Genomic DNA, 22,794 nt, shown 5'->3' with positions numbered 1-22,794 from the left:
GAAAAGTTATTAAATGGGGGAATAAAAATGAAAATGAAAAAAATATTCTCGACCATGATGGCCCTTGGCCTTGCAGCAACCCTTGCTGCCTGTGGTGGAGATGACGCTAAAAAAGACGACGCTGCTGATAAGAAAGATGATCAAGCAGTAGATCAAGCAGCAGATAAAAAAGACGACAAAGATGCTAAAGATGCTGATGAAAATGCTCTTTCTGATGATGAAAAAGCAGAACTAGATAACTTCGACAAACAAACAGCAGATGACACATTAGTAGTAGGTACATCTGAGATGAGCGGGGACTTCTACGGTTCTTGGTCAAATAACTCTTACGATGTTAAGGTTAGACGCTACATAGGTACAGAAGGTAATAATGCTTACCTGACAATGGTACAAGATGAAGGCGGCCAATGGCAAGCAAATATGACTGTTCTTGAAAAAGAACCAGAGACAGTTAAAAATGAAGATGGATCTGAAACAACAACTTTCACAATCAAAAAAGATTTGAAGTGGTCAGATGGACAACCTATAACAGCAGATAACTATCTTTTCGATATGTTATTCCACACTTATCCTTCTTATCAATTGGTAACAGGAGCCTTTACTATAGGTGCAGACTCTGTAAAGGGTTATGAGGCTTACAAGGGTGGAGATGATGACAAGTTTGAAGGTCTTGAAAAAGTTGATGATTATACATTTAAGGTTACAACTGATGCTTCATACCTACCATATTATGAATCAGCCTTCCTAAAACAAGTTTCACCTTTCCCAATTCACGCTATAGCTGATAATATCGAAGTAGCCAAAGAAGGAAATAAGATAGTTGCAAAAGATGGCTATAAGCCAACAGAAGATGAGAAGAAAAAATATATAGAAAACATCGATGCTCAAATAGCTAAGACTAATGAGGACTTCAATGAACAAAATCCAGCACCAAAAGATGATGCAAGTGAAGATGAAAAGAAGGCCTACGAAGAAGCTAAGGCAGAAAATGACAAAAAGGTAGCAGACCTTGAAAGCCGTAAGTCAGGCGATATAGATCCAACAAGCATGCTAATAGAAGAAGCTATGCAAAAAGAATTCAACGAATATAGGATAAAACCAACAGTTTCTTGTGGTCCATACAAGTTTGATTCTTATGAAAATAACATGGCAAAATTAAGCCTAAACGAAAACTACGCAGGCAACTTCAAGGGTGAAAAAGCAACCATACCACATGTAATAGTTCAATATGTAAATAGTAAGATAGCTGTTGACTTACTTGAAAATGGTGACATCGATCTTTGGGAATCTGAAGCTGAAGGTGCTCTAATTGATCAAATGAGAGCTGCAGCTGATGAAGGCAAAATCGGTGGTTACAATACATTTGAGAGAAATGGTTATGGTAACGTAGTATTCCTAACAGACAGGGGAACTACAAAATATAAGGAAGTAAGACAAGCAATCGCCCACCTAATGGATAGAAACTCATATGTTCAATCATTTGCAGGTGGCTACGGAGTAGTAACAAATGGTATGTACGGTACCAGCCAATGGATGTATAAGGAAAGAGGAGCAGACCTAGAAGCTTCTGATGACTTTAATAAATACACCCTAAACCTAGAAAAAGCAAATGAATTATTAGATAAAACACCATTTAAATTTGAAAAAGATGGTAAGACTCCTTGGGATAAGGCAAAAGCTGATGAAGAATATGCTAAAAATCCAGATGGTTTTGATTACTATAGGTATGATGAAAATGGTAAGAAACTTCAAGTAAACCAATACGGTTCTGATGAATCACCGATCACAACCCTAATCTCAAACCAAGTCCCAGTAAATGCTAAGCAAGTTGGTATGGAATATAACGTAACAGCAGGATCCTTTGCAACCCTCCTAGATTACTACTACCATCCAAAAGAAGATGCTGAATATACAGTCTTCAACATGGGCTTAAGCTTTGGTACACCATTTGATCCTTGGTATCAATACAACTCAAAAGGTTCTGATAATATGACAAGGACAAATGATCCAAAGGCAGATGAACTAACAGTTAAGCTACGTCAAACAGACCCAGATGATAAGGAAGGTTATCTAGATACTTGGGAAGAATTTGAAAAATGGTACAACGACTATCTACCAGAAATCCCATTATATTCAAACCAATACCACTCAGGTTACTCTAAGAGGGTAAAAGGCTTTGATATCAACACACCAGTTTGGGAATCTGAATATCAAATCAACGCAATGAGCTTAGAAAATTAATCACCCTCAATAAATTAAGTACACAACAAAGCAAGGATTTATCCTTGCTTTTGTTGTGGAATTTTCTTGTATAATATTCAATAATATCCTAATCCCTTCATGGGGATAACATTTCCTAGCCAAGCTTAAGATAAGCTTAAAATAATGCGTTTAGCTAGCTAAAGAACTAACTAGAAATGAAAGAACTTGCAATAATAAATAACAAATTCCTTGAAAACATGACGAAGTTATAGAATAAATATTCATAAAAGCGAAAAGTAAAACGCTAACAAACTTGACAAAATCGGTTTAATAGAATAAAATATTATACTATAAAAAAGTTACTTAATTTTTTAGGGGGAAAACTATGAAAATGAAAAAAGTATTCTCATCACTTATGGCTCTAGGCCTAGCGACAACTTTAGTTGCTTGTGGTGGAGACACAGCAAAAGACGCTGACAAAAAAGCTGACGACAAAGCAGCAGAAGCTCCTGCTGATAATAAAGAAGCTCCAGCTGATGGTGAAGAAAAAGCAGCTGATGATAAGGCTGAACTAGAATCATTTGACAAACAAACATCAGATGACACCTTAGTAGTAGGTGTTGGTGAAATCAACGGAGATTTTATCCAAGGTTGGACAAACAACGCAACAGACGTAAAGGCTCGTAGATACATGGGTATCGAAGGAAACAACGGATATGGAACAGTTGTTCAAGATGAAAGCGGTCAATGGGTTAACAACATGACTGTCCTAGAAAAAGAACCTGAAATAGTTAAAAATGCTGATGGAACAGAAACAACAACCTTCACAATCAAAAAAGATTTGAAATGGTCTGATGGAACACCAATAAATGCAGATAACTATATATTTGGTTCCCTACTTCACACATATCCTTCATACCAGCTAGTAACAGGATCAACATCAATTGGTGATGACTCACTAAATGGCTACGAAGCATACAAGAATGGCGACAAAGACACATTTGATGGTCTAGAAAAAGTTGATGACTACACATTTAAAATCACTGTAGCAGCATCATTTTTACCATATTATGAGTCAGCAGCCCTAAAAGGCTACGGTCCATACCCAATCCATGCTGTATCTGAAAACCTAACCGTATCTAAAGAAGGAAATAAGATAGTAGCAAAAGATGGATATACACCATCAGAAGATGAGAAAGCTCAATATATCAAAAACATTGATACTCAAATAGCTAAGGCAAACGAAGACTTCAAGGAAAACAATCCAGAACCAGCTGCTGATGCAAAAGAAGATGAGAAAAAAGCTTATGAAGAAGCTAAACAAGCTAATGATGCAAAGGTAGCAGACCTTGAAAAGAGAAAAACAGGCGAAATTGACCCAACTTCTATGCTAATAGAAGAGGCAATGCAAAAAGAATACAACGAATACAGATTAAAACCAACTGTAGTAGCAGGTCCATACAAATTTGAATCATTTGCAAACAATATGATCAAACTAAGCCTAAACGAAAACTATGCTGGTAACTTTAGAGGTGAAAAAGCAACTATACCACACGTAATCCTACAAACAGTAAATAACAAAATAGCAGTAGACCTACTTGAAAATGGTGACATCGACCTTTGGGAAGGCGAATCTGAAGGTGCTAAGATCGACCAAATGAGAGCTGCTGCAGACCAAGGTAAAATCGGTGGTTACAACACCTATGAAAGAAATGGTTATGGTAACGTAACATTTTTAACTGATAGGGGAGCTACAAAATACAAAGAAGTTAGACAAGCAATCGCTCACTTAATGGACAGAAACAACTTCGTACAATCATTCGCTGGTGGTTACGGTGTAGTAACAAATGGTATGTATGGTACAAGCCAATGGATGTACAAGGAAAGAGGAGCTGACCTAGAAGCAAATCCTAAATTCAAGAAATACCAACTAAACCTTGATGAAGCTAATAACCTATTAGATAAGACACCATTCAAATTTGAAAAAGATGGTAAAACACCTTGGGATAAGGCAAAAGCTGAAGAAGCATTCAAGGCAAATGCAGATAGTTTTGATTACTATAGATACGATGAAAATGGAAAGAAACTTCAAGTAAACCAATATGGTTCTGATGAATCACCAATCACAACCCTAATCTCAAACCAAGTACCAGTAAATGCTAAACAAGTAGGTATGGAATACAATGTAACAGCAGGTTCATTTGCAACCCTACTTGAATACTACAACTTCCCTAAAGAAGATGCAGAATATACAGCATTCAACATGGGTTCAAACTTCGGTACACCATTTGACCCATGGTACCAATACAACTCAAAAGGATCAAACAACACAACAAGAACAAACGATCCAAAAGCTGACGAAATCACAGTTAAACTTCGTCAAACAGATTCAGACAATAAAGAAGGATACCTAGATACTTGGGAAGAATTCCAAATGTGGTACAACGACTATCTACCAGAAATCCCACTTTATGCTAACCAATACCACACAGGTTACACAAAGAGAGTAAAAGGATTTGATATCAACACACCAGTTTGGGAATCTGAATACCAAATCAACGCTATGTCAATCGAAAAATAAGCAAAACAACAAAGGCAGGACTCTTAGGAGTCTTGTCTTTTTATGTGGAAATCTTTATTATTGGAAGATAATATTTATTCATAATGAAATTCTTGTGAAAATTAATAATATAAATAAAAATTAAGTATAGATACCTTTAACCTCCTCAAATCCCAAAGATTCTGGATAAATATATAATAAAAGACATAAGATTTTATTTAAAAATGTAAAACTTTTAAAGATGATTAATAATTATAGGGCAAAGATTAACAAGTTTAGGAAAACCTTGACAAAAACATGAAGATATTTTACAATTATTGTATAAAACACATGGTAATAAGGATTTTGCAAGGAAGGTAAGCGGGAAAATAAAAGATAATATTTCAAAAAAAATATATTATCTAATGATAGAAAAAACCTTTCCAAAATAAAATCAAAATCCTATTAGTTTTAGGAGGAAAAAATGAAGTTAAAAAAAGTCTTTTCATCAATGATGGCTTTAGGCCTAATGGTAACGATTGCAGCGTGTGGATCTAGTACAGACAGCACAAAAGCTCCGGTAGATGGAGCATCTACAGAAGATACAAATGCTAACGGAGATGGTCTAGAAGCTGGTGATGAAAGTCAAGATATAGGAAATTTTGACAAGCAAACATCTGATGATACTCTAGTAATAGGTGTGGAAGAGATAAATGGAGACTTTGTCGGAGGTTGGACTAACAACAAGACAGATGTCAAGGCTCGTAGGCTAATGGGTATAGAAGGTAACAATGGCTATTCTACTGTAGTTCAAGATGAAGGTGGCAAGTGGATTAATAATATGACAGTTCTTGAAAAAGAGCCAGAAACTGTAAAAAATGAAGATGGATCAGAAACAACCACCTACACCATCAAAAAAGACCTAAAATTTTCTGATGGCACACCAATTACAAGCGCTAACTATATCTTTGGTTCCCTACTCACATCCCACCCAGAATACCAAGTTGTAACAGGCTCAACAAATGTAGGAGCAGACTCCGTAGCAGGATATAAGGATTATTTTGCAGGCAAAAACCCAGAATTTACAGGTTTTGAAATAGTAGATGACTACACCTTCAAGGCAACAGTAGATGCAGAATACCTTCCATATTTTGAAGAAGCAGCCCTAAGAGGCTTTGGTCCATTCCCAATTGCAGCCATTACTGAAAATCTAGAAGTATCCAAAGATGGTAAAAAACTTGTAGCCAAGGAAGGCTACCAAGTAACAGATGAGGATAAGAAAAGATATTATAAAAACCTTGATACATCAATAGCCAAGGCCAAGGAAGACTTTGAGGAAAATTGGTCCTTCATAGAAACAGAAAAAGATGTAACAGAAGAAGAAAAGAAAGAATACGAAGAAGCTAAGGCAGAGTTAGATAAGAATATAACAGAGCTAGAAGCTAGGAAAGGTGGCGATGTAGACCCTACAGAGCTATTAATAGAAGATGCAATGCTAAGATATGCTAACGAATACAGGATAAAACCAAATGTAACAGAAGGACCTTATAAGTTTGAATCTTTTGAAAACAACATGGTTAAGTTAAGTCTAAATGAAAACTATGCTGGCAACTTCAAAGGCGAAAAGGCTACAATCAAAAACATAATTCTCCAAACAGTAAATAAGAAAATAGCAGTAGACCTCCTAGAAAATGGCGATATAGATATTTGGGAATCTGAAGCAGATGGAGCAAAGATTGACCAGATGAGACAAGCTGCAGAAGAAGGAAAAATTGGTGGCTACAATACCTTTGAAAGAAATGGTTACGGAAATGTGACCTTCCTAACAGACAGGGGAGCTACAAAATATAAAGAAGTAAGACAAGCCATCGCTCACCTAATGGATAGAAATAACTTCGTCCAATCCTACGCTGGCGGCTATGGAGTAGTAACAAATGGTATGTATGGTACCAGCCAATGGATGTATAAGGAAAGAGGAGCAGACCTTGAACTAAATCCAGAATTTAAGAAATACCAATTAAACCTAGAAGAGGCTAACAGTCTACTTGATAAGACCCCATACAAGTTTGAAGCAGACGGCAAAACTCCATGGGATAAGACAAAGGCAGACGAAGAATTTGCTAAAAATGCAGATGGTTTTGATTACTATAGGTACGATGAAAATGGCAAAAAACTTCAAGTCAACCAATACGGTTCAGATGATTCGCCAATCACAACCCTCATCTCTAACCAAGTTCCAGTAAATGCTAAGCAAGTAGGTATGGAATATAACGTAACAAGTGGGTCATTTGCAACCCTACTTGAATACTACAACTTCCCAAAAGAAGATGCAGAATACACAGCCTTCAACATGGGAACAGACTTTGGTACACCATTTGACCCTTACTACCAATACAACAGCCAAGGCTTTGACAACAGGACAAAAACCAATGACCCTCTAGCAGATGAGCTAACAGTCAAACTTCGCCAAACAAAACCAGGCGATAACGAAGACTACCTAGATACTTGGGAGAAATTTGAGATGTGGTATAACGACTACCTACCAGAAATTCCACTATACTCTAACCAATACCATACAGGCTATTCAACAAGGGTTAAGGGCTTTGATATCAATACTCCAATTTGGGAATCTGAATATCAGATCAATGCCATGACCCTAGAATAAAATAAAGTCCACCAAGGATGAAAAAAGTGAAGAAAATATCTAATTATACATTGTAAAATTTTCTTAATAAAGGATTGGAATTTAGCTTATATTTTATGGAGAAACCATGAATATTAAGTTTATATTTCAATCCTAAGCTTTTATAATGCTATATACAAGGTACTAAAACACTAAGTCTACTCCTAGGTGGACCTTTTAATATAGGCAATGAATTAAGATAAAGAATGTTGAAAAATTACTCATTAGGAAGTATGATTATCAATATTTACAAAACTTTATAAATATACATAACAAGTCAATTGTTAACAAGCCTATAATTTTTTAGAAGAATTTTTATTAATCAGTCCAAGGGATTGTAGGAAAATTAAGGTTGACAAAAATGGCTAAATATATTAAACTTGTATGTATAAATTATAATGGTCTAGGACTATGCCCAAAATTCATTTTACTAATATATTAAAGTAATAATACATAGGCAGCAGAAACTAGGCGAGAATAGGAAGGAAACTTATGTTACGTTATATAGTTAAGAGAATATTAAACTTAATACCAGTAGCTCTTATTATATCTATCATGCTTTTTGCCTTTTCAAAGGCCATGCCAGGTGACCCAATCCAGGCGATGATCCCTACTACAGGTAGGATTACTAAGGCACAAAAAGAAGAAATGTATAAGAACTTACAAGCAAGATATGGATATGATAAGCCACTACCAGAACAATATGTTAGATGGTTAGGCAGAACCCTTAAGGGAGACTTTGGTGAATCTACCAGAGTTAGAAGACCTGTTAAGGAATACTTGTCTGAACCGCTTAAAAATACAGTTTATTTAAATATTGGTTCTACAATAATTTCCTTTGTGCTTTCGGTGCTCATAGGAATTAGGTCGGCGACCAGGAAGGGAGGAGTCTTTGATAAGACGAGTCAGACCCTAACATTGGTCGGTCTATCAATTCCGACTTTCTTTATAGGTTTGATTATGATATTCTTCTTTGCTTTTAGGCTAAAGATGTTCCCAGCTAATGGTATGCCTAGAGAAAATACCTTCGCTGAATGGCTTAAATATCTAACCCTACCAACCCTTACCCTTACAGTAGGTTCTCTTGCATCTCTTTCTAGATATGTAAGAAACTCAATGCTTGATGCTCTTGACCAAGACTATATAAGAACAGCAAGATCTAAGGGTCTTAAGGAAAAAACAGTTGTATATTCTCACGCCTTTAGAAATGCTCTTATTCCAGTAGTAACAGCTTTGACATGGGCGGTTCTTGGAATGTTCTCAGGTTCTGCTATAACAGAGAGAATCTTCTCTTATAGGGGAATTGGTAATGAGCTTATTTCTGCGGTAATGGCTCAAGATTACAATGTAATCCTTGCCCTATCAATGTTTTATGCTATACTTACTCTTTTAGGTAACCTCCTAATGGATATAGCCTATGCCCTAGTAGACCCAAGAGTAAAATTGGAGGCTTAATATGAATAGAAAATTAAATAAACCATTCAAATCTTATTTTAGCTTCCTAAAAGCTTACCTCTTAAGAGGCTTTACCTTTGCAAATGGCATGGATAGCGATTTAAATTCGCAAAATTCAGAAAATGAAGGTCCAAAAAGTGACCTTAATGCTAACCTTGAGGGCGGCCCAAAACAGAGCCCTGAAAATGATAAGCTAAAAGAAGAAGCTATCATGAGCCCTGGCAAGGTAGCAGTTAGAAACTACTTTAGAAATCCACTTGGTGTTATAGGACTTGCTATGTTTATAGCTATAGTTCTTGTAATCTTTGTCGGATCAAAAATGCTTCCTTTTGACCAATACTATTCTCAAGGTAACCTTACAAACGTATCACCAGGAGCAGGTTATATGAATTATCCTAGTGAAATGGAAAAGGAAGGTGTGGCTAAAATTTCTATAGGTAACACCTTTGCAGTAGGCCTTACAGAAGAAAATAATCTTTATGTTTGGGGTTCAAATAACGAAGATAATGTATTAACTATTCCAGATAATATAAAGGATAAGATTAAACAAGGTAATATAAAAGATGTGGCAGCAGGTGATAGACACATCCTAGTTGCTACAAATGATAATGAAATATATGGTTGGGGTAACAAGACCTTTGACCAAACAAAAACACCTCCAATGCAAGAAGCTCAAATCAAAGAAGAGGGGATTGCAAAAATTGGCGGTGGTAGTCAATATTCAGTAGTTCTTACAAATAAGAACAACCTTATAGTATGGGGTTCAACCCTTGCATCAAGACTGGATATGATTCCATCAAAGTTACAAGGTCAAATAGTCGACTTTGATACAAACACAATTAACGTAATAGTAGTTAAAAAAGATGGCTCAATCGACCTTTTAGGTGTAAGAGGAGCTGAAAATGATACAGCTATGCCTGCTGAGCTGAGAGAAGGTAAGGAGAAGGTCAAGAAAGCCGTTCTTACAGCCAACTCTGCAGCAGCCCTTACAGAAGATGGTAAGCTATTTGTTTGGGGTCCATCAAGAGATAAATTATCTGGAGACAATGTTCCAAAATTTGACGCTAAGCTTGTAGATATTCAAGCAAGCGATTCAGTTCTAACAGCCCTTGATGAAAATGGAAAAATCTACCAATGGGGTATAGAAAACTACGGAGAGCTTAAGACTCCAGACGGCAAATTTAAGCAAGTGTTTGCCAACTACTTCAACAATTATGCAGTAGATGAAAATGGAAAAATAGATACTTGGGGACTAAATGGTTTTAGATTTGGTTCAGATGACCAAGGACGTGATATATTTACAAGACTAATCCACGGTGGAAAGATGACCATGATTATCTCACTTATTTCATCAATTATCCAAATCGGACTTGGTGTTTTAATAGGTATGGTATCAGGTTTCGTCGGTGGTAGGGTTGATAACGTGCTAATGAGAATATCAGAGATCGTTGCATCCTTCCCATTCTACCCAATGCTAATCTCCCTATCTGCCCTACTCCCACCAGGAGCAAGCCAAGAACAAAGAATAACTATGGTTATGATTCTTTTAGGTGTTCTAGGTTGGACAGGACTTGCCCGTCTGGTACGTGGACAAATTCTTGCAGAACGTGAAAGAGATTATATTACAGCAGCCAAGGCACTTGGTGTAAAAGACTGGTCAATCATGATAAAACACATTTTACCAAACGTCTTATCAATAGTTATAGTAAATGCGACCATAGGTTATGCGGGCAACCTCCTAACTGAAAGTGGTCTATCATTCTTAGGATTCGGTGTTCAAGAGCCTACACCATCTTGGGGTAACATGCTAACAGCAGCCCAAAGTTCGGATGTACTTAACACTTACTGGTGGAGATGGGTATTCCCAGCCCTAGCAGTATTCTTGACATCCTTCTCAGTTAACCTTATAGGTGATGCCCTAAGAGATGCAATCGACCCAAGAGCGAACGAAAGATAGGTGAAAATATGAGTTTACTAGAAATAAAAAATCTCCATACCTACTTTTCTACAAGACGTGGTCTAATAAAGGCAGTTAACGACGTAAGCTTGTCAGTTGACGCAGGAAAAACCCTAGGACTTGTAGGCGAGTCTGGATCTGGTAAGAGCCAGACAGCTATGAGTATTCTCCAATTATTTGAATCAAACCAAAAGATTTATGGTGGTGAGATATACTTTGATGGAGAAAAAATCTCAGAATATAATACAAGCCAGATGGAGCATATAAGGGGAAATAAGATTTCAATGATCTTCCAAGAGCCAATGAGCTCCCTAAACCCTGTATTTACAGTAGAAAAGCAACTTTCAGAAGTGCTAATGCTCCATAAGGGAATGAATAAAAAACAAGCAGCTGAAAGAGTTGAAGAACTCTTAGCAGCTGTTAAGATACCAAACCCACACGTAGTAACTAAGCAATACCCATTTGAATTATCAGGTGGTATGAACCAAAGGGTAATGATAGCCATGGCCCTTGCTTGTGAACCAAAGCTACTAATAGCAGATGAGCCTACAACAGCGCTTGACGTAACAATCCAAGCCCAAATCTTAAGGCTAATGAATGACCTAAAACATAAGGCTGGCACATCAATCCTCTTTATCACCCACGATTTAGGTGTAATCAACCAAATGGCTGATGAAGTAGCAGTAATGTATTGTGGACAAATCGTAGAACAATCACCAGTAGAATTTATCTTCAAACGTGACATAACAGATTTCAACCACCCATACACAGTAGCTCTTCTAAACTCAATCCCATCTATCACATCAGATAGAAACGAGAGATTAGACATCATACCAGGAAGCGTACCTCACCCACTCAACCTACCAGAGGGTTGTAAATTCGCCGATAGGTGTAAATTTGCTACAGAAAGATGTGTAAAAGAGATGCCTGAGCTTAGAAAGGTAAGCGAGAACCAACTAATCAGGTGTCACTACCCAAATAGAAAGGAAAGAGAAGAAGATGGAAAATAAAGACAAGAAGGTCTTATTTAAAATAAGAAACCTCAAAAAATATTTCCCTCTTAAGAAAAAGGGCTTTTTCAACAGAGGTCCAGGCGAATATGTCCACGCCAATGAATCTATATCAATAGATATCTATGAGGGTGAAACACTTGGTCTAGTAGGGGAGTCAGGTTGTGGTAAGTCAACCTTCGGTAGAACCCTTCTACAAATATATGAACAAACAGAGGGAACAACCCTATACTACGGCAAAACTCTAGAAGATTTAGCCCCAGAATACATGGGCAAGATGATTTCAAAAATCCCATCAAAATTCCCAAATTACCACAAGGAACTAGATGAATTAAACAAAATCTATGAGGATTTAGAAAAGGCAGAAACAGACGAAGACAGGGCAATGAACAACGAAAAAGCCATGTTCAAACGTCGTGAAATAGAAGAAGAATACCTAAATATGATAAGGATAGCAGGAGGACTTCTTGCATCAGATGATCTAAATAGGGTAGCAAGCCTGCTAAATGAGGAATATCAAATCCTAAAAGAAAGAGCCAAAGTTTTTACAGCCATAGAAGAATTTGAACAAAAATCTCAAATGATGGTAAGAACTTGGGAAGAATACGACAAGATCTTGGCAGAAGATCCAAAGTATAAAGAATTAACAAACAAGCTTGATGAAATCTCAAAGAGAGTACAAGAAAAAAGAGATGAAATCGAAGCTTACAGACAAACTCTAAAAGATAAAGATAAGTTTAATGAGCTAGAAAGTCAACTAGATCATGGTATAGACTTATCAGAGCTAACTAAAGAAGAGATGAGACAGCTCCGTAAAGACCTACAAATGATCTTCCAAGACCCATACGGATCCCTTGATACAAAGATGACAGTAGGTAACATCATCGGTGAAGGTGTTCTAGGCCACGAATTATTCAAATCTAGAAATGAAAAAGGCTACAACGAATATATCCAAGAAACAATGGAAAAATGCGGTCTAGCCCCATACTTCCTTCACAGATACCCACACCAATTCTCAGGTGGACAAAGACAAAGAATAGGTATAGCCAGAGCTCTTGCCCTAAAACCAAGCTTTATAGTTTGCGATGAGGCAGTATCAGCCCTAGACGTATCTATCCAGTCACAAATCATCAACCTTCTTCAAGACCTAAAAGAAGAAAACAACCTAACCTATCTATTCATCACCCACGACCTATCAGTAGTAAAATACATCTCTGACAGGATAGGGGTAATGTATTTAGGAGTAATGGTAGAGCTTGCAGATTCAGAAAAAATCTTCGCAAACCCACTTCACCCATACACAAAAGCCCTACTACAAGCCATACCAAGGACAGACGTAGAGCAAGGTCAAGAACTAGCAGTAATAGAGGGAGATATACCTTCAGCAGTAAGACCACCAAAGGGATGTAGGTTCCATACAAGGTGCGAATACGCCATGGATATCTGCTCAAACTTCGAGCCAGAGCTAAAAGATAATGGCGACGGCCACTTTATAGCCTGCCACCTAATGGATGTATCAGAAGAAGAAAAACAAAGAGCTTATGAGAAAAACATGGCCAAGAGAGCCAAAGAAGCCGAAGAATTAGAAGAAATATCTGCCATATGAAAAGACCAATAGACAGATTTAAAGGCAAGTCCAGGGAGGAAATCGAAGCAAAAGAAGACCTCCTAGATAGGGATAACCTAGAAAGAGGAGACAAGCTAGCAATGTTTCTAGCAGCCATGAGGGTCTTCATGCCCTTCGTCCTCCTACTTCTAGCGCCAATATTTTTATTAGCATACTTTATGTGAAAACCAGGATTTTAAAAATTCTGGTTTTTTTGTTCCAGAAACTAGATTTTTATTATTAATATAATATTATTATAAGTTTTAATTCATCGTAATATCATCTCATAATAAATAGGTGTCATCAAGATGATGACTTCGCCTAAAGGAGGGGCGAAGGGGGCGGCCGATGCCCCCTCATGCCCCTCCTTAAACCTCCCCATTTCACCCCCTCCCGGCTCCTTAGCGGAGTGCGAAAGGGGAAGATTTTTTTCAAAAATCTTCTTTATTATGACGGATTACTTCGTATGTAGGTGGCCTTGTTCTTACTAATTTAAAATCAAAAGTCCCCTAAAAATCACAATCTAGTCCAAATTGTATTTTGGTAGTTACTTATCATCTTAGTAGTTGCAATATTTGTATTTAAATTTAATTGTCAGTGTGATTTTCTTTACGGTGACTTTTGATTTTAAATCTTCAAATAGATTAGTATAGAAGTCTCGCTTATCGCAATGTTTGCGTAGCTAAAGCCATATCCTAGCGAATCGAAGCTGAGCTATGGAAGGACTTATGCAGAGTAAAACGAGCCTAATGCCTGCTTTGCCGTTAATATCCTCTCAGAATACAGAATAATTCTCCTAAGGTCGAGAGATTTTGTAAATGGAGATGCCGTTAAGAAAATCTCCTGACGCACGAGTACGAATTAAATTTCTGTAACTACTGAGATGTAGAGTGAATATTAAAGAAATATTAGGGCTAGATTGAGATTTTTAGGCATCGGAATGTCAAAATCAGTTGGAATAAGGATAGCTAAAACAAGGGGAGCTGTCTACTAATAGAGGATTGCCGTTAGGCAATCTTCACTATCCGCCCTCCGCTAAGGAGTCGCTTGTGGGGTGTAACGGGGAGGGGTTTAAGGGGAGGCCGATGAGGACCCATGCGAAAGGGTCCTTGGGCCTCCCCTTGAGACGAAGATTCAATTGTATATAATAATTTTTTAATGAAAGAAAAGTTACGAAGAGAAAAACTTTATAATACTATTATCTTGGATAATAAACCAACTATCTTGGATAATAAAAAGGGATTTTTAGGGGATGCCCCTAAAATAATTTTATCTTGGATAATAAAGAAAAAAAGAATATAATATCTGATAATGAGGTAAAAACAAAAAAGCGCCAGATCCCTTTGGGATGACGAGGGAGGAAGTTATCGAAAATTCGGCGGGAGCTTCCTGGGTTCACAGCCCTAGTGTTAGACAAAAGCAGAGAGCAATTTCTGCTACAGAGAAGACACAGTGGCCTCATTAATATCTATAAAAATTAATAAGGAGGCACTATGTGCGGAATAGTATGTTACAAAGGAAGTCTTGATGCTAAGGATATCATTCTTGATGGTCTAGAAAAGCTAGAATACAGGGGTTATGACTCAAGTGGTATAGCTATTATTAAGGATTCTAAGCTTGAAATCCACAAGGAAAAGGGTCCTATTGCAAGTCTTAAGGAAGAAATAGCAGGCAAAGATTTATCATCTCACATCGGTATTGGCCATATTAGATGGGCTACCCACGGTGAGGCTAGCAGGGAAAATGCCCACCCACACACATCTGCTGATGGCAAGATTGCTATAGTTCACAATGGTATTATAGAAAATTATAAGGACCTTAAGGATGAACTAGCCAAGGAAGGCTATACTTTTAAGTCCCAAACAGATACAGAACTTGTTGCCATTTTACTTGGCAAATTTTATGATGGGGACATTCTAAAGGCCTTAATTAAAGTTAAATCAATGATTGAAGGGTCTTTTGCTATCGGGGCAATCTCAGAAGATGAGCCAGACAGGCTTGTAGGCATCAGGAAGGATTCTCCTATGGTCCTTGGCCTTATGGATGATGGCTTTATCCTAGCTTCTGACAGCCCATCTTTTATCAAATATACCAACAAGTTAATCTATCTAGAAAATGAAGATATAATAGACATCAAGGGCGATTCTTACAAGATTTATGACAAGGACCTAAAGGAAGTAGCAAGGGAAGTAAAAACTACTTCTTTTGGGGCAAATGATGCATCAAAAGAAGACTACGACCACTTCATGCTTAAGGAAATTGAGGAGCAAGCTGATGTCATAGGAAGGTTGGCAGAAGCCCACCTAGATAAGGAAGGCCTAAAAGTAAAGAGTAAGGTCTTTAGCGAAGAAGAAATAAAATCCTTTAACAGAATCTATATAGTTGCCTGTGGTACAGCCTACAATGCTGGCCTAGTTGGCAAGGCTCTTTTTGAAAAATATTTAAGGATACCAGTTACTTGCGACTTGGCTTCAGAATTTAGGTACTCTGATCCACTTGTAGATGAAAATACCTTGGTAATTTTCCTATCCCAATCTGGAGAAACAGCTGATACCCTAAAGGCCCTAGACCTTGCAAAAAGCCTAGGAGCTATGACTCTTGCAATCACAAATGTAAGAGAATCATCAATCGATAGGGAATCAGAAAGAACAATCTACACCGAGGCAGGTCCTGAGATAGCGGTAGCATCAACCAAGGCCTACACCAGCCAACTTTTAAATCTCTACATCCTAGGCCTAGAATTTAATGAAGTCTTAGAAAAATTTGATGATAAGGAGATTATTGAAGAAATATTTGCCCTTCCTCAAAAGATAAAAAATATAATCGATAGGAAAGAAGAGCTAAAATATTTTGCAAATGAGCTTAAGGATAAGGAACATCTTTTCTACCTAGCAAGAGGACTTGACTACCAAACAGCCATAGAAGCAAGCCTAAAGGTAAAGGAGATATCCTATATTCACAGCGAGGCCTTCGCTTCAGGAGAGCTAAAACATGGTACAATTGCCCTAATAGAAGATGGTACTCCTGTCATAGGCATCCTAAGTCAAAAAGACCTTTTGGATAAGGCTCTTTCAAATCTAGAAGAGGTAAGGGCTAGAAAGGCAGAAGTCTTTACCATAACAAATCTAAAGGATAAGAGAATTGGAGATATTGGAGTTGCAAGCTTTATCTTTGATGAAACCCTAGACATCCTAGCCCCAATCCTTTCAGTAGTTCCTTGCCAAATACTTGCCTACTACACATCCCTAGCCAAGGGCCTAAATGTAGATAAGCCGAGAAATCTAGCCAAATCTGTAACCGTTGAATAAAATAGAATTATAAATTTCATTACCTACTTGTAAAAATATTGAAATATATAGGAGTTACCTATGAAACATAGAAAAATATTCATGGCAATTGGGCTAATATTTATAATGTTTTTCACGGCGAGAGCTTATTTTATATACCAAGACTTAAAGATTGAAAAAGAAATAAGGGAATCATTAAAGGATAATAAAGCTGAGATAGTGTCTTTCATAAATGATGCTGATTCTAGCTTGGATCAAAAATTCAAATACAAAAGTTTTGAATTAAGAAAGTTTGATAAGTTTCCAAAGCTTGCTAAATTTGTCTATAAGTCCAAGGGCTTTGGATCTGCAGCTATTTATTATGGATTCTACTATATAAAAGATGACGATCTGACTTTATTGGGACTGAACAAACTTGAGCCTAAGGTAGATGGTGAATATTTTTATAATGAAAAAGATTCTGACAATCAGTTAAGGCTTAAAAAGATAGAAGATGAGATTTATTATTTTAAAGAGGTCTACTAAAGGAGAATCTTATAAAATAACAAAAACCCCAAAATCCGTAAAACGGATAGAGGGGTTTTCTATGTTTTGAGACAAAAGAGCTTGTTTTTAATTTTCTATTTGTTTTTGCATTGCTTCATCTTTTACCAGATCTGGTATCATTTTGTTTGAAAAATATATTAATAAGATTGTTATAAGCCCATCGTCAAGCCAACCTAGGAAGGGTAGGACATCTGGCAAGACATCAGCAGGGATGACTATATAGGCTATGGCAAGGAGGGCCAGGATTTTAGAAGATGTTGGTGTGTTTTTATTAAAAAGAGCCTTTATATAAGCTGGTAGGGTTTTTCTAATTTTGTTCATAAAATCTCCATTTCTTTTTAAAATATTAATATTTATTTTAATAATATTAACTTCTATCTTCATTATACTTGGAAAAATTAAAAGTCAAATTAATTTTATTAAAACACATCATCGATAAGGAAGAAATTTGCTTTTGTGATATAATACTAGTAAGAAGGAGGGATTATGGGATTTAGATTTAGAAAAAGCATAAACCTTGGCAAGGGTTTTAGAATAAATATGTCTAAGACTGGTCCGGGATTTTCTTGGGGCGGCAAGGGCTTTAGGATAACTCGCACCGCAGGCGGCAAGATTAGAGGATCAGCTTATATACCAGGCACAGGCCTTTCCTACCAAAAGGAATTTTCAAATCCTTTAGATTCTGTCTTTAATGGAGAAAAGAAGCCTAGTCCAAATACAGGAAATCCTAGGGAAGATTTTTCAAGCAAGTCTTATGGCCTAGACTTTAAAAATATAAAATCAGATTGCCTAGAAGATGTCCTAAGTAAGACATGCAGGATTTATCCTTTGAGAATGCCGGGACTTTTGGTCTTTATAGCTGGAATCATATTGACTTTTATCCAACCATATTTGGTAATTGTAGCTATAATCGGGGCTATCATGTATTTTTACAAGAAGGGGACAGATTCAATAAAAATCGACTATGATTTTGAAAATGATGCAAAAGATGAATATGACCTAACAAATAAGCTTTTGGAGGGAATTTTAGAATCTGACGCTGTTTGGCTTGTAAGGGAAATGGAAAGGGACAATGACGATAATATAATCAGATCTAGAGAGTCTTTGGCCATAAAAAATGACATAGAAGGCCCGCTTGATACAAATGTCAAGGTTAAAAGCCTAGCAGCTAAGAATTTTACTATGAGCTTCTTGCCAGACTGTCTGCTTTTATATCAAGATGGGGATTACAGGGCTCTTTCCTATGAGAATTTAAAAATTGATCTAAGAGCTGAGACTTTCCTAGAAGAAGAGAAAATCCCTGATGCGACCATAATTTCAAAATCCTTTCTCCATGTAAATAAGGATGGGACCCCTGATAAGAGATACAAGGATAATCCAGAGATGTATTTGGTAGACTATGGGATTTTGGAGATAAAAGCCGATGATTTAGAACTTCTAATCGTATTTTCAGATACGGTTATTGATGGTAAATAATAATTAGTTACAAGGCCCTCTTTATTTTAAATTTAAGAGGGTATTTTAGACTTACAAAAGGAGAGAAGATGCAAGTCGACTTAAGAAATAGAAATGTAATAGCCTTAAAGGATTTTAGCGAAAAAGAAATCCTATATTTAATAGATGAGGCAGCGAGGTTTAAGGATCTAAAGGCTAAGAGAAAGCCACACAAATACTTGGAGGGACAAAATATTATCCTGCTTTTTGAGCAAAGCTCTAATAGGACTAGGACTTCCTTTGAGGTGGCAGGTTTTGACTTAGGCCTGGGTGTGTCCTTAGTAGACCTAAGATACAATACCCTAGGGACTAATGAATCATTAGAAGATGCCATCTCAGTCTATGATAGGTACTATGACGGGATAGTTTATAGGGGGCCTGACCAAAAGCTTTTGGAATACATGATAGATTTGACAGATATACCTATCTACAATGCTCTCACAGACAAGTTCCACCCAAGTCAGATGATAGCTGATATGCTTACAATCAGGGAAAAATTTGGCAGACTTGAAGGCCTTAAACTTGTATATTTGGGCTATACAGGAGATAATATGCCATCATCCCTTGCCATAACTTGTGCTAAGCTTGGTATAAATTTTGTGGGCTGTGGGCCACTTGAATATGCTGCCGATAAGGATGTAGTAAGCCTTTCAAATATGTTTTCTAAAAACCACCACTCAGATGTAATCTATACTGACAATGTCAAGGAAGCTGTTAAAGATGCCGATATAATCTATACTGACATGTGGATTGGCCTAAATGAAAAGGATGATGTGCCTGTAGAAAGGATTAAAAAGCTTTATCCATTTAGGGTTACCCAAGAGATTATGGATATGACTAAGGAAGATTCGATTTTCATGCACTGTTTGCCAGCCTTCCACGATAAGAAATCGACCCTTGCTCAAAAGGTAATAGAAAAGCTACCTAGCGATATGGACCTAGATGGGATGGAGGTAGCTGATGAGGTCTTTAGGTCTGAAAAGTCTATGGTTTTTGACCAAACTGAAAACAGGATTGGGGCTGTTAAGGCTATTTTATATTCAACTTTAAGATATGAATAGTCTACGGGCATCTTATGAAATATTATTCATATGAATCGAGTTGAAAAAGATTGAATTAATTAAATGAATTTGATAATCATTTAAAACAAGGGAAAAACAACGGTTTTTTATTGACTTGTGATAATAGATAGAATATAATATAAGTATAATATTTATACAATATAGGAGGAGTTATGATTAATAAAAAAGTATTAAGAATAGGTGCAGGAGTTTTAGTTGGAGCTCTTGGAGGAAAGGTTCTTACTTCACAATTAGCAAAAAAAGCAGCTGTAGGAGCTGTTGCTGGCGGATTAAGAGTAAAGGAATCACTAGATAAGACAATCGAACAAGTTAGGGTTTCTGCTGATGACATAGTTTCAGAAGCTAAGGAAGCAAACCTAAAAGAAGATTTAGAAAAAGCTCAAAAAGAAGCTGACCTAGATATAGAAAAGGTTGCACAAGATGACCTTAAAGAACAAATAAAAGAAGAAATTAAGGCAGAACTTAAAGAGGAAGAAGATAAGTAATGAGGGCAAGTTTAGCCCATAGGCTAGATACTAGGGCTAGGTTTGTCTATGAAGAAGACCTAAGCTTTGATCTAGCCAATAACTTAAAATATCTAATTGAGGGTGTAAAGGGGGTTAATCTTTGCAAGATTAATCCTCTAGCTAATTCATTCACAGTATATTTTGAAAAGGGAAGCCTAGCTAGGCTTGCAAAATTTGTTTTAAATCTTGATATAAATGATGTAAAAGAGCTAGAAATTGATGATCCTGACTTCTACCCTCAAGAAGAGGAAGATGTCTTTAGGATAGTAAGAGATGCCCTTTATAAGAGGGTCTTTTTTAAGTATTTCATCCCAGCTCCATTAGGTTCTTACTTAATTTTTGTTAGGGCCTACCCATTTATTAGAGATGGAATCAAGGCTCTATGGAAGAGGAAACTAAATGTAGACCTCTTGGATGCTACAGCCATTTCTGTATCTCTTGCAACTGGAGAATATGGAGATGCTGCCAACATCATGTTCTTGCTAGACCTTGGCGAAAGGCTAGAAGAATACACCCTAAAGAAATCTCAAGATGACCTAGCTCATTCCTTGGCCCTTAATATAGACAAGGTATTTGTTCAAGAGAATGGCCAAAAGATATTAAAAGCTCTAAAAGATGTAGAAATTGGAGATTTAGTAGAGGTTGAGATGGGATCAACCATACCAGTTGATGGGGAGGTTGTAGAAGGTCTTGCCATGGTAAATGAAGCATCATTTACAGGAGAAAGTGAAGCGGTTAAGAAAAACAAGGGATCGGTAGTCTTTGCAGGTACAGCCCTTGAAGAAGGTAATATCCTTATAAAAGTTTCCAAAAAATATGACGATTCAAGACTAAGCCACATCATAAATCTGATTTCAGAAAGTGAGAGAAACAAGTCCTTATCACAAAAAAAGGCCGAAAATATGGCAGATTCCCTAGTTAAATACTCCTTCATAGGAGCAGGTTTAACCTACCTACTTACTAGGAATTTCACCAAGGCCAAGTCATTTTTAATGGTAGACTTTTCTTGTGCCCTAAAACTAACTATTCCAATAGCTGTCATGAAGGCAATTAGCCAATCATCTGACATGGATGTAATTGTAAAGGGCGGTAGGTTTTTAGAAAATCTTTCAAAGGCTGATACCATAGTCTTTGATAAGACAGGAACCCTAACCAAGTCTGAGCCAAAGCTTGCAAAGGTCATTGCCCTAACAGACATAAACGAAGATGAGTGTCTAAGGATTGCTGCTTGTCTTGAAGAGCACTTCCCACACTCCATAGCCAACGCTGTAGTAAAGGCAGCCAAGGATAAGGATCTTCACCACGAAGAGATGCACTCAAAACCAGAATATATAGTAGCCCACGGTATAAGGTCATATATAGTCGACAAGCCAGCCCTAATAGGGTCAGAGCACTTTGTTCTAGAAGATGAGGGAATAGAAATATCTGACCAAACTAGAGCTATGATAGATGACCTTAAGGAACACTATTCACTTCTTTATTTAGCCTTCTCAGGCAGGTTAATTGCAGTTTTATGCATAGAAGATCCAATAAGAGAAGATGCAAAAGATGTAATAAAAGAGCTCAGAAAACTAGGCTTTAATGAGATAGCTATGCTAACAGGCGATGCAGAAAACGCAGCAAGATCAGTAGCAGAAAAGCTAGGCTTAGACCACTACCAATCACAAGTCTTGCCAGAAGATAAGCAAGCCTATGTCAAAAAGAAAAAGGCTGAAGGCAGGACAGTAATTATGATAGGCGATGGAATAAATGACTCAGTAGCCCTATCTGCAGCAGATGTAGGCATAGCCATGCACCAAGGAGCAGATATAGCCAAGGAAATCTCAGACATATCCATAGGCACAGATAGCCTCTACGGCCTAATAGATGCTATAAAACTAGCCAAAGCCATGGACCAAAGGATAAAAGATGATTACAAAAAAATCGTAGGCATAAACTCAAGCCTAATAGCCCTAGGAGTCCTAGGATATCTCACAAACACAACATCATCCCTAATCCACAACCTATCCACAGTCATGATAGGTGGTCAAAATATGAAAGATTATAGAATTTAAAGCTTGCCCATCAGGGCAAGTTTTTTTATGAAAGCTATTTATATTCATACAATCACTATAAAATAGCTCTTTTCAAGACTTTTTACTAATAATTATCAAAAATTACAAATAAAAATTTGACAAAAATTATATCCTGTTGTATTATCTAACTAACAAATAAATGTGATTACAGAAAGACAGTTTATATGAATTATTTTAGAGAAGAGACGCTTGGTGAAAGTCTTATAAGGATTATCTACTTATTCCCTCTGTATGCAGAATAGCCGAAATAAGTAAGCTATTACGGAAGCTACCGTTATCAGAAGCAAGAAGTTGATAGACTTCTGTTAAGGTAATCTTTTAGATTATAAACTTAGGTGGTACCACGAATTTA

At 36.9% G+C, this 22,794-nt stretch carries 15 protein-coding genes; 14 read left to right on the top strand and 1 reads right to left on the bottom strand.

Translation table 11 applies throughout. From position 1 onward, the window contains the following. The first annotated feature begins 27 nt into the window (after nt 1-27). The 10 genes from C8269_RS08150 to C8269_RS08105 all read left to right on the top strand — a co-directional run bounded on the left by C8269_RS08150 (nt 28) and on the right by C8269_RS08105 (nt 17,264). On the top strand, nt 28-2,241 hold the full coding sequence (locus tag C8269_RS08150) for an ABC transporter substrate-binding protein (RefSeq protein WP_106461229.1): 2,214 nt from the start codon (nt 28-30) through the stop codon (nt 2,239-2,241). A gap of 346 nt (nt 2,242-2,587) precedes the next feature. Then, a complete protein-coding gene (locus C8269_RS08145; protein ID WP_106461228.1) occupies nt 2,588-4,783 on the top strand; it encodes an ABC transporter substrate-binding protein in 2,196 nt (731 codons plus the stop codon). Between the two features lie 442 nt (nt 4,784-5,225). After that, a complete protein-coding gene (locus tag C8269_RS08140; RefSeq protein WP_106461227.1) occupies nt 5,226-7,406 on the top strand; it encodes an ABC transporter substrate-binding protein in 2,181 nt (726 codons plus the stop codon). 510 nt (nt 7,407-7,916) lie between these two features. Further along, a complete protein-coding gene (locus C8269_RS08135; protein WP_106461226.1) occupies nt 7,917-8,879 on the top strand; it encodes an ABC transporter permease in 963 nt (320 codons plus the stop codon). A gap of 1 nt (nt 8,880) precedes the next feature. Then, nucleotides 8,881-10,836, top strand: coding sequence for an ABC transporter permease subunit (locus C8269_RS08130; protein WP_106461225.1), 1,956 nt, complete (start codon nt 8,881-8,883; stop codon nt 10,834-10,836). An 8-nt stretch (nt 10,837-10,844) separates the two neighbouring features. Beyond that, on the top strand, nt 10,845-11,846 hold the full coding sequence (locus tag C8269_RS08125; protein WP_106461224.1) for an ABC transporter ATP-binding protein: 1,002 nt from the start codon (nt 10,845-10,847) through the stop codon (nt 11,844-11,846). Beyond that, nucleotides 11,836-13,452: an oligopeptide/dipeptide ABC transporter ATP-binding protein gene (locus C8269_RS08120; protein ID WP_106461223.1), complete on the top strand. Its 1,617-nt coding sequence runs from the start codon at nt 11,836-11,838 to the stop codon at nt 13,450-13,452. Before C8269_RS08125 ends, C8269_RS08120 begins: the two co-directional genes overlap by 11 nt. After that, on the top strand, nt 13,449-13,637 hold the full coding sequence (locus C8269_RS08115) for a hypothetical protein (RefSeq protein WP_106461222.1): 189 nt from the start codon (nt 13,449-13,451) through the stop codon (nt 13,635-13,637). The genes C8269_RS08120 and C8269_RS08115 overlap by 4 nt, the downstream gene beginning before the upstream one ends. Nucleotides 13,638-14,945: 1,308 nt before the next feature. Continuing rightward, nucleotides 14,946-16,760, top strand: a complete 1,815-nt coding sequence (glmS, locus tag C8269_RS08110) for a glutamine--fructose-6-phosphate transaminase (isomerizing) (protein WP_106461221.1) — start codon at nt 14,946-14,948, stop codon at nt 16,758-16,760. A 60-nt stretch (nt 16,761-16,820) separates the two neighbouring features. Beyond that, entirely contained in the window at nt 16,821-17,264 is a 444-nt protein-coding gene (locus C8269_RS08105; protein ID WP_106461220.1) for a hypothetical protein, read from the top strand. 87 nt (nt 17,265-17,351) lie between these two features. Here the strand turns inward: C8269_RS08105 and C8269_RS08100 are convergent, their stop codons facing one another. Continuing rightward, nucleotides 17,352-17,606, bottom strand: a complete 255-nt coding sequence (locus C8269_RS08100) for a YkvA family protein (RefSeq protein WP_106461219.1) — start codon at nt 17,604-17,606, stop codon at nt 17,352-17,354. A 165-nt stretch (nt 17,607-17,771) separates the two neighbouring features. Between C8269_RS08100 and C8269_RS08095 the strand changes: the two genes are divergently transcribed. The 4 genes from C8269_RS08095 to C8269_RS08080 all read left to right on the top strand — a co-directional run bounded on the left by C8269_RS08095 (nt 17,772) and on the right by C8269_RS08080 (nt 22,421). After that, nucleotides 17,772-18,761, top strand: a complete 990-nt coding sequence (locus C8269_RS08095; RefSeq protein ID WP_106461218.1) for a DUF4236 domain-containing protein — start codon at nt 17,772-17,774, stop codon at nt 18,759-18,761. Nucleotides 18,762-18,829: 68 nt separating this feature from the next. Then, entirely contained in the window at nt 18,830-19,840 is a 1,011-nt protein-coding gene (gene argF / locus C8269_RS08090; RefSeq protein WP_106461217.1) for an ornithine carbamoyltransferase, read from the top strand. 173 nt (nt 19,841-20,013) lie between these two features. Next, the gene (locus C8269_RS08085) at nt 20,014-20,346 is read left to right on the top strand and encodes a DUF6110 family protein (protein WP_106461216.1); all 333 of its coding nucleotides are present in this window, start codon (nt 20,014-20,016) and stop codon (nt 20,344-20,346) included. Continuing rightward, nucleotides 20,346-22,421: a heavy metal translocating P-type ATPase gene (locus tag C8269_RS08080; RefSeq protein ID WP_106461215.1), complete on the top strand. Its 2,076-nt coding sequence runs from the start codon at nt 20,346-20,348 to the stop codon at nt 22,419-22,421. Before C8269_RS08085 ends, C8269_RS08080 begins: the two co-directional genes overlap by 1 nt. Nucleotides 22,422-22,794 lie beyond the last annotated feature (373 nt).

It is taken from the genome of Anaerococcus sp. Marseille-P3915 (assembly GCF_900258475.1).
GTDB classification, from domain to species: domain Bacteria; phylum Bacillota; class Clostridia; order Tissierellales; family Peptoniphilaceae; genus Anaerococcus; species Anaerococcus kampingae.
The sequence above is the reverse complement of the archived record's forward strand: the minus strand, read 5'-3'. Positions and strand labels throughout refer to the sequence as shown.